Genomic DNA, 13629 nt, shown 5'->3' on the forward strand with positions numbered 1-13629 from the left:
GAGGTTTACATGCAACAATTAGTTAAACAAAGTCAGTCCTTAAAGTACTCAACTGATACGTTACACAAAGATTCGATGAGTAAATATAGGAACTTGATTTTTTCGTTACTGAGTAAACTAGAACAGTCGGCGATTGAAGTAATAGAAGGCGATCAGCACTTTGTCTTTGGTGATCGAAATTCGGCATTAAGCGCCCAGATAGTGTTGCATGATTCAAGTTTTTTTAAAGATGTAGTACTCAATGGCAGTATTGGCGCGGCAGAGGCTTATATTGATGGTAAATGGACCAGTCCCGACCTTACTCGCGTTATTCAAGTTATGGCCATTAACCAAGCTCAACTGGATAAAATTGAAAGCAAAGTACAGTGGTTTAGTAAGATAAAAAACAAGCTGCTTAGTAGAAAAAATTCCAATACGGAACAAGGTTCTAAACGTAATATATTAGCTCATTATGACTTAGGTAATGAACTGTACAGTCGTTTTCTCGACCCTGCAATGCAGTATTCTTGTGCGATTTATGATCATAAAACCATTGCGTTGGACCAAACCGATATGTTGGATATGGCTCAGCAGCGTAAAATGCAAACCATATGTGAACGATTGGAGGTACAGGCTAGCGACCGTGTTGTCGAAATAGGCACCGGATGGGGTGGGCTAGCAATATATATGGCTCAACATTATGGATGCCATGTTACCACGACCACTATTTCAGATGCTCAACATCAATATACAGCCGATTTGATTCAACAATTGGGCTTAGAAGATAATATTACGTTGCTTAAATCCGATTATCGAAAATTGACTGGTGAGTATGACAAGTTGGTTTCAATAGAGATGATTGAAGCCGTAGGGCATGAGTATCTGGCGACGTTTTTCGACAAATGTTCTTCCTTGTTAAAGCCAAACGGAAAAATGTTGGTTCAATCGATCACCATTGCTGATAACCGTTATGACCAGTATCGAAATAGTTTAGATTTTATCCAAAAATATATCTTCCCTGGAGGGTGTTTACCATCGGTAGCGGTAATGACAGAACAGATTGCTAAAAATACCGATTTGGTCGTGCATGAGATGCATGATATTGGTTTGCATTACGCTAGAACTTTGCATGATTGGCGAATCCGCTTCGAAAATCAGTGGAATGAATTGCTCGAACTTGGTTACAGCGAGGAATTTAAGCGCCTGTGGATCTTCTATCTGTGTTATTGCGAAGGCGCATTTTTAGAAAGAAGCATCAGTACTCATCACTTGGTAGCAAGAAAACCCCGCTATAGAGGCAAGAGTGATGAAATCGTTTTGGCTTATTAACGTACTGCTGTTTCAATCAAGTTGGTTATGTGGGGCATTTTTTACCCAATACGCCAACTTGGTTAACCCGATTTTATTGATTAGTCACTTTGTTCTGACTCCGACTCGCAAGCAAGATGCTAAATTACTGTTGTTGGTTCCTCTAGGCTTATCGATTGATTTTTTGCAAATGCAATTGGGTGTTTTTAGTGCGACTTCAGTTGGTTCTGAGCCAATTACCAACTCTTTCCCACTGTGGCTTGTGTTTCTTTGGATAATGTTTGTACTCAGCTTAAACCACAGTTTGCGCTGGCTTACTCGATGTTCGTCGCCAGTTTTGGTGGTGATTGGCGCGGTTGGTGGCGCAAGCAGTTATTTGGCAGGAATCAAAGCCGGTGCATTGCAGTCATTGGTGAGTGATAGTTTTTTGTTTGTGTCTTTACTGCTGGCGTGGGGCGTTCTGCTACCAACATTAGTTTGGTTACAAAAAAGATATTTCAGCTTTGGTCTTACCGCTAATGGAGGTAAATCATGATCAGGATATTCGCATTACTGTTTATGACGGCAACAGCATATGGAATAACCGCGACAGCGCACGCATCGCCAGTCGCTCATTTGAGTAAAGTCGGGCAGGGTGAAATGCAATATCTGTTCTGGACGATTTATCAAGCCGAATATTACCAGCAACAGAATACGCAAACTGCGACAGATAAAGACCCGCAAAAGGCATTGAAGATAACGTATCTAAAATCGATAGATAGTCAGGCACTGGTTAAAGCAACAATAGAACAATGGCAACAGCTAGGTTACTCATCAGATAACATTACATCATGGGTTGAACCATTAAATGCGATGTGGCCCGATGTCGAGCCGGGCAATACCTTGACACTGCTTGTGCAAGCAGACGGACATAGTCAATTTTACTTCAATGATAATGTTATTGGCACCATACAGGATAGCTATTTTGCCGACGCATTTTTATCTATTTGGTTGTCTGAGAAAACCTCTCAGCCTGAGCTTCGTCAACAATTACTGGGGTTAACGCCATGAAAAAATTTATACTGCTTACTTTTGTTCTATTGTTGACTGCTTGTGGCAATGCCAGTTTAGACGAGCATAAAAACACCTCACCAGAGTTGAAACTAGAACAGTTTTTTAACGGCGAACTTAAGGCTTATGGAATGCTGCTTGATCGCTCTGGCAATCTCACTCGTCGTTTCGAAGTAAAATTACTTGCCAGTTGGCAAGGCAATAAAGGTGAAATAAAAGAGTGGTTCGAGTTCGATGACGGTGAAAAAACTACGCGAACTTGGCGGATAGAAAAGTTAGCCGAGAATCAATATCAAGGTACGGCGGGTGATGTTGTTGGTATTGCTCAAGGTACGACAGAAGGATCGGCACTCTACTGGCAATATGATTTAAATATACCGGTTGACGATGAAGTTTATAAGATTCGTTTAGATGATTGGATGTTTCTAATTGATCAAAATAGGTTGTTCAACAAAACCAAATTATCTAAATGGGGTTTTGATGTGGGTGAATTGATTCTTTATATTGAGAAAATTTAATCGGCTGAAAATAAGCCTAAGGCAGTGGACTTTTACATTTCAATCTTACGAGTTGTTCCTACCTTTCAAATCAACTTCCGTTAATTTTAACCTAATAAAAGCAGCCATCAAATTAGTTGAGGCTGCTTAAGATTTTATAGTAACAGTTTATTTTATAGTAACTGTTTAAAGCTAAAGTGGCTTATTTCCACTCAAACTTTTTAAATACGTCATCTACAGGAGTATGAGCTAGATGGTTGGTATAGTTACTCATTACTTTTTGCGCCAAGCCTAATACGATATCAAGCAATTGACGTTGACTATAACCGGCGGCAAAAAATGTTTCCATTTCTTCATCAGAAAGTACGCCACGATTACGAACCATTAATAATGTTGTTTCATGCAGCACTTGAAGTTTATCTGTTGTCATTTTCTCTTTATTACGCAGAGCGTCGGTCAACGCAGGATCAACGTTCATCATGTGAGCAATACCCGTGTGTGCAGGAACACAGTAGTGACATTCATGCTCAACATTAATGGTTTGCCATACAACAGTTAACTCTTCGGCATTAAATGACGATTCAGTAAACAGCTTATGCAGTACTTGATAACCTTCTAGTAATCCAGGGGCATCTGCCATCACGGCATGTAAGCCAGGAAGCATACCATTTGCTTTAATTGAACCTTCTACAAAAGGTTTACTTGCTTCAGGTGCAGACTCTAAGGTGTGAAGGGTAAATTTAGTCATTAGTACGGTCCTATTTTTAGACGATTATGGAGTAAGTTAGTTTTGCTCTAAATCTTGCTCGTGAGCGAGAACGAAACTGATATTGAACAATATAGACTAATTTGAGCAGTCGTTCAATTTAATTTTGAACAATTGTTCAAAATAATTGTATTTGGCTAAGTTTAATCATCTTTTTTATCTCGGTAGTTTATGAACTCTAGTTAATTGCTATGAGCTTAAGTAATCGTTGCAACAGAAAGGCATTAGACAAAGAAAATAGAAAAGAAATAAATGGTTTAGAAGGCGTGAATAATGCGAGAAAAAAACGGCATAAAGTCGCTTAGGTGTAGATGCGAAAGTTTCCGCATCTACACAAATTTACTTAATAAAGCGCTAGTGATTAGCTTAAAACGTTAGCCATTCATTCACTCAAAGCAATAGTCATGCACTTAAAGAAATAGGAATTAACGTTCAACCGCCTCAGGTTGGCTCAGTTCGTTACGTTTTAATTGGCTTTGATAGAAGGTTGCATAAGGTGGGCGAGTGACATATTTGCCATCACCTGGTTGCGTTGTAATTTCACCTTTATCCCACGCGATTTTACCATTACAAATCGTGGTTACCGGTATACCCACAATCTTCATGCCTTCAAAGATACTGAAATCGATAGTTGAATATTGTGTTTCAGCGGAGATGGTTTTCTCACCAGCAGGATCCCAAATAACAATATCGGCATCTGAACCTACCGCAATTGCACCTTTTCTCGGATAAAGATTGAATATTTTCGCTGCATTAGTAGACGTAATTGAAACGAATTCATTGGCAGTTATTTTGCCTTGATTCACCCCTTTGTCCCACAGAACCATCATGCGTTCTTCTACACCAGCAGTGCCGTTGGGGATCATGGTGAAATCGTCTTTACCCATGGCTTTTTGCTCAGCACAGAAAGCACAGTGGTCGGTAGCGGTTGTTTGAATAGCGTTACTTTGTAATCCTTTCCATAACGCGTCTTGATGTTTTTTCGGTCTAAACGGTGGGCTCATGACATGTGCTGCGGCTTTACCCCAATCGCTATCTTGATACACACTATCGTCAACCACTAAATGACCGGCTAAACATTCACCAAAAACAATTTGTCCGTTCTGTTTAGCGTATTGAATCGCGTCTACCGCTTCTTCTGTTGAAACGTGAACGAGATAAATCGGCGCACCTAATGTTCCAGCGATATTGATTGCACGGCTTGCTGCTTCACCTTCAACAATCGGTGGGCGTGAAAGTGGATGAGCTTCTGGCCCAGTAATGCCTTTGGCTAATAATTTTTGTTGTAGGTGATAAACCAATTCACCATTTTCAGCGTGGACCGTTGGCACCGCACCAAGTTCTAAACAACGGCTGAAACTTGAAACAAGAATATCATCGGTTGCCATGATGGCATTTTTGTAAGCCATAAAGTGCTTGAAGCTGTTAACACCATGTTCGTCTACTAGCGTTTTCATATCTTGTTTAACACTTTCATCCCACCAGGTAATGGCAACATGAAAACTATAGTTACACTGGGATTGTGATCCCCAATCTTTCCATTGATGGTAGGCTTCTATTAGCGACTGTTGTGGTGACGGAATAACGAAGTCGATAACAGTGGTTGTGCCGCCAGCTAATGCCGCAGCAGTACCTGATGCAAAATCATCTGATGCCACGGTTCCCATGAACGGCAGTTGCATGTGCGTATGTGGGTCGATACCTCCAGGCATAACAAGTTTGCCGGACGCATCAACAATTTCGGTATCGTCTGAAACGGAGAGGTTAGAACCGACTGCTTGTATTTTTCCATCGACACAATACACGTCAGCAGTGATAGTTCTCTCATGAGTGACAACATCGCCACCCTTAATCAATAGATTCATAAATTATCCTTTTCATGATGGTTAATGACGATAGCGACCTACCGCCATTAACTTATTAGCCTAGCGTTTTATTACGCCTTTTCTGGAGAGCGAGTGATGACCGGTTGTGCCATCATTGTTGATGTTAAGTAGTACAATACCGCGCCAGATAAAGCGCCAGTAAACCAGCCGTAGTTATAAAACCAAGTCATTACATTGAACGTTACCGCCACGATAGTGAATATAACCGGCACGAAAAATGAAATGAAACCAGCGTAGTTAATAGAAGGGTAAAGATCTTTATCCGAGTATAGTGCTGGAATATCCAATGTTTGTTTTTTGATTAAGAAGTAGTCCACAATCATGATCCCTGCAATAGGGCCAAGAAGACTTGAGTAACCTAATAACCAATTTGAGTACATGGCTTCAACACTGACATCTGAGTCGATTAGATTGAGTTTCTTAAGCAGCTCCCAACTCATCAGAATTATCCCAACAAAACCAGTGAGCAATACACCGCGAGTGTGGTTAATTTGTTTTGGAGCGATGTTTTGGAAGTCGTTAGTTGGGGATACTACGTTAGCGGCCGTATTGGTAGAAAGTGTTGCAATGATAATAAGAATCATAGCGACAATAACCCAAAACGGACTTTCCACTTTTCCAATCAGAGTAATTGGGTCAGAAATAGTTTCACCAAATAGAGACTGTGATGCTGCAGTTAATACTACGCCTAGAGCCGCAAAGAAAAACATAGTAAGCGGTAAACCAATAATCTGGCCAACAATTTGGTCTTTCTGAGATTTTGCGTAACGGCTGAAATCAGGAATATTGAGTGACAGCGTTGCCCAGAAGCCAACCATTGCGGTTAACCCAGCAAAGAAATAACTTGCTACACCATCTTCAGCAGGACGATTGGCTGGTGTCATTAATATTTCTGTAAACGATACTTTATCGCTTGCCCAAAACATTAAACCAAAGCCAACAGCCAGTAATAGCGGAGCTGAAAGAGTTTCAAGCCATTTTATCGACTCAGATCCCTTGATCACTACGCCGATGTTAAGCGCCCAGAAAATGAAGAAACCAATGACTTCGCCAACGCTACCGAGGCTTGCCCAACCAGTTGATATTTCTGATAGCAGTAAATGTATCGCTAAACCACCGAACATGGTTTGGATACCGAACCACCCACAGGCAACCAGTCCTCGAATTAAGCAAGGGACGTTTGAGCCGAAGATACCAAAAGATGAACGCAATAGAATAGGGAAAGGGATGCCATATTTAGTGCCCGGAAACGCATTCAACGTAAGAGGAAGTAGCACCACAATGTTAGCTAAAAATATGGTGAACAGCGCTTCAACCACTGACAAGCCAAAATAAGCGGTAAGTACTCCGCCAAGGGTATATGTAGGGACACAAATTGACATACCAACCCATAATGCGGCGATGTTCATTTTGTCCCAGGTACGCTCCGTTACTTTTGTTGGAGCAAGATCGTCATTAAAGTATTTACTGTCAGACAAATCTTTCTCAACATCCAGTTCGTAAAAATTACCAACCTTTTTAAGTGTAGATTTCATTATATTTTCCTCATCCAATTGAGATTAATGTAGTGACCAGTTTGTGGTTAATAGCGTTAACTATTAACTAACTGTTTCACTTAGCGTCGCTGCCGTTTCCTTGGCAATACGTGCGCTAGCTTCTAGCATGGTGTGTAACAGAACATTTGCGCCTGCTTCACATTCATGCGGTGCGGTGTTTTCTATTTCATTGTGACTAATTCCGTTTTCGCATGGCGTAAAAATCATGCCAGTTGGTACTAAGTCGGCCATATAACAAGCGTCATGTCCTGCGCCAGCGTAGATATCCATATGTGAATATCCCAACGCTTCTGCTGCTGATTTAACGTCATCCGATGCATTAAACTCGACAGGTGCGAAATACCAGAAAGGATCGACTTCTATGCTGATTTGGCGCTCTTCTGCTACTTTGGCGCAAAAATCGGTAAACTCTTTGTCCATTTGAGCCAAAACATCCGCATTAGGATTTCGTAAATCGGCGCTAAAGGTAATTTGGCCCGGAATAACGTTACGAGAATTCGGGAATACCTGCATAAAGCCGACGGTACCGAGTCCATTGTCATATCGGTTGGCTATTTCTTCGATTTCAGTAATGATTTTTGAACTAGCGACCATCGCATCATTTCTCAGGTACATCGGCGTTGTTCCTGAATGGGATTCACGACCAGTAATACTAACGTTATACCAGCGAATACCTTGGCCTAAGCGAACGACACCAATGGTTTTGTCTTGATCTTCTAGGATTGGGCCTTGCTCGATATGAGTTTCGAAGAACGCGCCGATGTGACGACTACCCGGTTTTTCGTCGCCGAGATAACCAATTTTTTCTAATTCGTCCTTAAGGCGAATTCCATCAACGTCGGTTTTGTTTAGTTCTGTTTCTAGATCAAAGCGACCGACATAAACACCAGAGCCTTGCATCGCAGGTTGGAAGCGTGAACCTTCTTCGTTGGTCCAAACTGAAAACTCCATCGGAGTAGGAGTAACAATATTGTTTTCATGCAAAGTTCTTAATACTTCAACGCCTGCAAGAACACCAAATACACCGTCAAATTTGCCCCCGGTAGGTTGAGTATCTAAGTGACTGCCTGTTGCAACCGCAGGAAGTGAATTATCCGCACCTTCACGGCGAGCAAAAACGTTGCCCATCTGATCAACACTGATGGTACAGCCACAAGCTTTACACCATTCAACGAAAAGATCGCGTGCTTTGCCGTCTAATTCCGTCGCTGCCAATCGTTTACAGCCCCCTTTTTCGGTTAAACCGAATTGCGCCATCTCCATTAAACTGTCCCAGAGACGGTCGCCGTTCACTCGTAAATCTTGCATACAAAATCCTTTTAAGTTGTTCTGGTCTGTCTATTTAATGATTTCAAATGTGTTTCGCTTGTTACAACAAACACATTCAATATCAAATAACATTCTCGTTTCGCTTTCCGTGCGATTTACCAAATGGTAAAAACAATAAGTAAAATTTTGCAGGCGCTTAATTGGTAACCCGTTTTAATGGGCTTTAAGTCAGCCTGCTAATTGTTTCCTTGCCACTTAACGTACTGTAGCTCGGGTGTTGCTCATTTTATTTTTTATAAACTCGACTATAAATTATAAATTCGGTTATAAGCTCGGGAATGAAAATAGAGTCCCATCTTTTATTCCACCTGAAGGCCAACGCTGAGTAATAGCTTTTCGTCGTGTGTAAAAACGAACAGAGTCAGGGCCATATGCATGCAAATCACCAAATAGTGAACGCTTCCATCCACCGAAACTGTGGTAAGACACTGGAACAGGAAGAGGGACATTCACACCGACCATTCCAACCATAACCTTGTCTGAAAAATAACGACTTGCTTCACCATCTCTAGTGAATATGCATGTTCCGTTCCCATATTCATGATCGTTAATGAGCTCAACCGCCTCTTCTAGGGTTTTAACTCTTACTACTACTAGCACTGGGCCGAATACTTCTTGTTGATAAATTGTCATTTCTGGTGTGACTTTATCGAATAAAGTACCACCAAAAAAGTAACCTGACTCATGATCGGGCACCATGATGGTGCGTCCATCTACAACTAACTCTGCACCTTGTTCGACTGCTTCGCTAACAAAATTGGTGACTTTATCTTTTTGCGCAGCAGTAATAAGTGGACCCATTTCATTGCTATTGTCTGTACCTGGACCGACTTTTAACGTGCTGACTTTTGGAGCTAACTTCTCCACTAATGCATCGGCAATGGTGTCGCCAACGGTTACCGCAACCGAAATAGCCATACAACGTTGTCCACATGAACCAAATGCCGCGCCCATTAATGCATTAGTGACGTTTTCTAAATCGGCATCTGGCATAATGACCGCATGGTTTTTAGCACCACCCAGTGCTTGACAGCGTTTGCCATTATTAGCCGAACGTTGATAAATCGCTTCAGCAATAGGTGTCGAGCCAACAAAGCTGACCGCTTCAATCGCTGGCGAATCGATCAGTTGATTTACAACGTCAGCACCACCGTTAACTACATTCAGTATGCCAGGTGGTAAACCTGCTTCAAGAGCCAGTTGAGCCATGTATAAAACGCTACTTGGATCGCGTTCTGACGGTTTTAAGATAAAGGCATTTCCGCACATTACTGCACTTGGCCACATCCATAGCGGAACCATGGCTGGGAAGTTAAATGGGGTGATACCTGCAACAACACCAAGTGGTTGAAATTCACTCCAAGCATCAATATTTCGACCAACATTTCGGCTGTGTTCGCCTTTTAAAAGCTCTGGTATGCCGCAAGCAAACTCAACATTTTCTATTCCTCGTGCTAATTCGCCTTTTGCATCGCTAAGCACTTTTCCGTGTTCTTTTGTGATCAGTTCACAAATGGTGTCCGAATTGTCTTCTAATAACTGCTTAAACTTAAACATAACCTGTGCTCTAGCAGCAGGTGGGGTGTTGCGCCATTGTGGATACGCTTCTTTTGCTGATGCAATTGCTTGTTCAACGGTAGCTGAAGACGCCATGGCAAGCTCACCACATTGGCTCCCTGTGGCGGGGTTAAATACCGCTTGTGTTTCGCTACTGTCGTTATGAATTTCGCCGTGGATCAGGTGGCCGATTTGTTCTGACATGGTTGTTTCCTTAATTAATTTATTCTGTTGCGTTGATGGCTTCGCCCATCGCGTTAATTAGTCGGTCTATCTCGTGTTCTTCGGTGATAAATGGTAAACCTAATTGAATAGTGTCGCCGCCATATCGCACGTAAACGCCTTTTTCCCATAGTGTTTTACCGATTTCATAAGGACGGATAGCAGCATCGCCATCTCTTGCTTCTATTGTTAAACCGGCAGCAAAGCCAAAGTTACGGATGTCGGTGACGTGCTTACATCCGGCTAAGCTATGTATTGATTTTTCAAACATTGGCGCCATTTCTGCCACACGAGGAATTAATTGATCTTTTTCCAGTAAATCCAATGTTGCTAGTGCTGCTGCACAAGATACTGGATGACCAGAATAGGTATAACCGTGAGGAAGTTCAATGTTGTGTTCTGCACCTCCTGCTTGCATAAAGGCATCGTAAATCCAGCCTTTACCCAATACCGCTCCCATTGGGATTGCGCCATTAGTGATCTGTTTGGCGACACAAAGTAAATCTGGAGTGACACCAAATGCTTGTGAGCCAAAATATTGGCCACAACGACCGAAACCAGTAATAACCTCATCAAATATTAATAAAATATCGTGTTGATCGCAGATCGCTCGAAGTCGTTGCAAATATCCTTCTGGTGGCACAATAACCCCCGCCGAACCAGAAAATGGTTCAACTATAACTGCGGCAATATTAGAAGCGTCATGGAGCGCGATTTTGTCCAGCAGCTCGTCGGCCATTTCTGCGCCTGTTTGCGCCATGCCACGGGTGAACTCTTTTCCTGCTTGCATCGTATGAGATAAATGGTCGGCTTCTACTGCCTGTCCCCATAATTTACGGTTTGCGCCAATACCCCCAAAACTAATGCCACCCCAACTGGCTCCGTGATAGCCTTTTGCTCGGCCAATAATGCGAGTTTTGGTTGCCTGTCCTTTTTGACGCCAGTATGCACGCGCAATTTTAGTCGCGGTGTCGGCGGCTTCAGACCCTGAGTTGACGAAAAAGACTTTATTAATATCGTCTGGAGCAAGATCTGAAATTCTTTCTGCCAGTTCAAAAGCTTTACTGTGGCCATATTGAAACGCTGGCGCGTAATCAAGTTCGGTTAACTGTTTTGCAACCGCCTGAGCAATTTCTGGTCGGTTATGGCCTGCTCCACAGGTCCATAATCCTGACAATCCATCGAATATCTTTCGTCCTTTATCATCAATGTAATAAGCACCTTCCGCTCCAGCTACCATTCTCGGATCGGCTTTAAATTTACGATTTGATGTGTAAGGCATCCAATAAGCATTCATGGATTCTTTGTTCGATTGCATTCCCATTGCTGTTGTCTCCTGCTAAGCGGCTCCCATACGGTTTGGGATGCCAAGTGTATTTTTACTTTAAAGAGCAAAGTTAGTTTGATAAATTACAAGTTATCGAACTAAAGGTTCAGGTTTATGAAACAATGAAAGCATTATTAGGACAACTGTCCGATTTAGATATACGATTACTGCGTGTATTTATGGCGGTAGTAGAAAGTGGCGGGTTAAGCGCTGCTGAAATGGAGTTGAATATTGGCCGTTCAACCATTAGCCGACATTTGAAAGATCTAGAAATAAGATTGGGCTTGGTATTGTGTCACCGAGGTCGAGCAGGGTTCTCTTTAACCAGCGAAGGCGAACATATTTATGAGTCGGCGCAGCGTTTAATATTATCTTTAGAAGATTTTCGTCATGAAGTGAACGATCTCCATCATAGTTTAAAAGGCCATTTAGTCGTTGCGATGTTCGATACCACAGTGACTAACCCTGAATGTCGAGTCCATCAAGCGATTGCCGATTTTATTGCCAAGGCTCCGGATGTGGCACTGGATATTCATGTCGTGCCAGTGAACGATATTGAAAAAGGTGTCTTAGAGGGGCAATATCATGTGGGGGTGATTCCTCCACATCGGCGTTCTGCCAGTTTGGAATACCGACCACTTTTCGGCGAGCAAATGTACATGTATTGCGGAAAAGGGCATGCGTTTTTTAACCGGCGCACGACAGATTACTCCGTCGTTGTGACCGATGAAGATATTATGGCTCAGAAGTATGCAGGGTTAAGTTTTAGTAGCCCCAATATGGAAACGGGACGAGAACTTAATTTGCATAGAAGTGCCGCGGCAACCAACCAGGAAGGAATTTCTACCTTGATACAATCCGGTCAGTATATTGGATTTTTGCCTGAACATTTTGCCAAAATCATGTTAGCAGGCGGTTCTATGAAGCAAATTGACAACGATAAGTACTCTTATCATTGCGAATTTGCCGCAATTCACCGAAAATCACCTAAGCCGACACGTTTAGTCACCGAATTTTTAGACGCATTAGAGCGAACAAAAGTAATATAAACAAAATAACAAGGTTAAATACCATGAGTAGTGTATCGTCGGATATTGTTCTACGAGCGAAAAAAAATGCCATCCCTTCCTCTGCTCGCTTGGCAATGGAATCAAAAATTTTGCGAGGAGCAGAAATTGTTTTCGCTGAATTTGGTTATAAAGGCTCAACCATGGATCGTATTGCTAAGCAATGTGGTCTGTCAAAACAAAACTTGCTGTATTATTTCCCTTCAAAAGAATTGCTTTACCGAACCGCATTACAAGACATTGTTGATATTTGGCTAGAAAAAATGGTGTTTGCAGAAGATCGTAATGCCTCCCCAGAAGATGTTATCGAAACCTATATTCGTGGCAAGCTTCAGCTTTCACATGATTTTCCAGAAGCTTCGAAAGTGTTTGCTCAAGAAGTGATTTCAGGGGCTCCGATTATTGGTGAATACCTTAAAAACCACTTAAAACCATTGTTTGATAGAGATGTTGCATTGGTAAGAAGTTGGGTTGACCAAGGGCGATTGCGCGATATTGAACCAGAACATCTATTCTTCTCCATTTGGGCAATGACACAAACTTACGCAGATTTTGCTGCACAGATAGAAGTGGTGTTGGATCAGAATAAACTGCAACAAGCTGATTTTGAGCGAGCTACTCAATTTCTCACTCAAATGGTTATTCACGGTATTGTTAAACCAAAGCCTGCTACCGCTCAATTAGCCAAAGAACATTGAGTGACTGCAAAATAAGTTGCGCCACAACGGGGCAATTTAAATAATTTATCGGGGGATTTATCCCCCTTGGCCCTTCAGGTTTTTGTGTTATTTTCCGCTAGCTATAATCAATTTTGTTGGTTAATTTACCTGTGTGTTTTTTCAACAAGTCCTTATAAAAACTCATTTTTTATTGATTAATCACTTATCGTCTTATCGGATTTTATTGTCGCAGATAAGTTGGTAACTCACTGATAAATTCACCAATTTAGACCGTATCTGCACCAAAAAAAACATGTACATAAGTACTTTACCATTTGGTAAAAACTGTGTTAATTCTAGATTGTACCAATTGGTAAAACTATTAATTATTGCCACGGATTAGGCGATAAAGCGATAAATCAGGGA

12 protein-coding genes are annotated in these 13629 nt (G+C 41.8%); 6 read left to right on the forward strand and 6 right to left on the reverse strand.

The window, feature by feature from the left end:
* Nucleotides 1-9 precede the first annotated feature (9 nt).
* Genes R3X26_RS10890 through R3X26_RS10905 form a run of 4 tightly spaced genes read left to right on the forward strand, consistent with a single transcriptional unit; the run spans nt 10 to nt 2855 of the window.
* Nucleotides 10-1308 carry a cyclopropane-fatty-acyl-phospholipid synthase family protein gene (locus tag R3X26_RS10890; protein WP_317717340.1) on the forward strand — a complete coding sequence of 433 codons (1299 nt, stop codon included), beginning with the start codon at nt 10-12 and terminating at the stop codon, nt 1306-1308.
* Nucleotides 1286-1822 (forward strand): DUF2878 domain-containing protein, encoded by a 537-nt coding sequence (locus R3X26_RS10895; RefSeq protein WP_317717341.1) that lies wholly within the window; start codon nt 1286-1288, stop codon nt 1820-1822. Before R3X26_RS10890 ends, R3X26_RS10895 begins: the two co-directional genes overlap by 23 nt.
* A complete protein-coding gene (locus tag R3X26_RS10900) occupies nt 1819-2337 on the forward strand; it encodes a chalcone isomerase family protein (RefSeq protein WP_317717342.1) in 519 nt (172 codons plus the stop codon). The genes R3X26_RS10895 and R3X26_RS10900 overlap by 4 nt, the downstream gene beginning before the upstream one ends.
* Entirely contained in the window at nt 2334-2855 is a 522-nt protein-coding gene (locus R3X26_RS10905) for a DUF3833 domain-containing protein (protein ID WP_317717343.1), read from the forward strand. Before R3X26_RS10900 ends, R3X26_RS10905 begins: the two co-directional genes overlap by 4 nt.
* A 181-nt stretch (nt 2856-3036) precedes the next feature.
* On the opposite strand, the gene R3X26_RS10910 is transcribed toward R3X26_RS10905, so the two are convergent.
* From R3X26_RS10910 to R3X26_RS10935, 6 genes are all read right to left on the reverse strand, one after another.
* Nucleotides 3037-3582: a carboxymuconolactone decarboxylase family protein gene (locus R3X26_RS10910; protein ID WP_317717344.1), complete on the reverse strand. Its 546-nt coding sequence runs from the start codon at nt 3580-3582 to the stop codon at nt 3037-3039.
* Between the two features lie 443 nt (nt 3583-4025).
* Nucleotides 4026-5465, reverse strand: a complete 1440-nt coding sequence (hydA, locus tag R3X26_RS10915) for a dihydropyrimidinase (protein ID WP_317717345.1) — start codon at nt 5463-5465, stop codon at nt 4026-4028.
* 71 nt (nt 5466-5536) lie between these two features.
* Nucleotides 5537-7021, reverse strand: a complete 1485-nt coding sequence (locus tag R3X26_RS10920; RefSeq protein WP_317717346.1) for an NCS1 family nucleobase:cation symporter-1 — start codon at nt 7019-7021, stop codon at nt 5537-5539.
* A 63-nt stretch (nt 7022-7084) separates the two neighbouring features.
* Nucleotides 7085-8350: a Zn-dependent hydrolase gene (locus tag R3X26_RS10925; RefSeq protein WP_317717347.1), complete on the reverse strand. Its 1266-nt coding sequence runs from the start codon at nt 8348-8350 to the stop codon at nt 7085-7087.
* Between the two features lie 285 nt (nt 8351-8635).
* Nucleotides 8636-10132, reverse strand: a complete 1497-nt coding sequence (locus tag R3X26_RS10930) for a CoA-acylating methylmalonate-semialdehyde dehydrogenase (protein ID WP_317717348.1) — start codon at nt 10130-10132, stop codon at nt 8636-8638.
* A 19-nt stretch (nt 10133-10151) separates the two neighbouring features.
* Nucleotides 10152-11474, reverse strand: coding sequence for an aspartate aminotransferase family protein (locus R3X26_RS10935; RefSeq protein ID WP_317717349.1), 1323 nt, complete (start codon nt 11472-11474; stop codon nt 10152-10154).
* A gap of 125 nt (nt 11475-11599) precedes the next feature.
* On the opposite strand from R3X26_RS10935, the gene R3X26_RS10940 reads away from it, so the two are divergent.
* A complete protein-coding gene (locus tag R3X26_RS10940; protein WP_317717350.1) occupies nt 11600-12526 on the forward strand; it encodes a LysR family transcriptional regulator in 927 nt (308 codons plus the stop codon).
* A 23-nt stretch (nt 12527-12549) separates the two neighbouring features.
* A complete protein-coding gene (locus R3X26_RS10945; protein WP_317717351.1) occupies nt 12550-13242 on the forward strand; it encodes a TetR family transcriptional regulator C-terminal domain-containing protein in 693 nt (230 codons plus the stop codon).
* Nucleotides 13243-13629: the final 387 nt, after the last annotated feature.

Origin of the sequence: Vibrio sp. TH_r3, from assembly GCF_033101115.1 — a bacterium.
GTDB lineage: Bacteria > Pseudomonadota > Gammaproteobacteria > Enterobacterales > Vibrionaceae > Vibrio.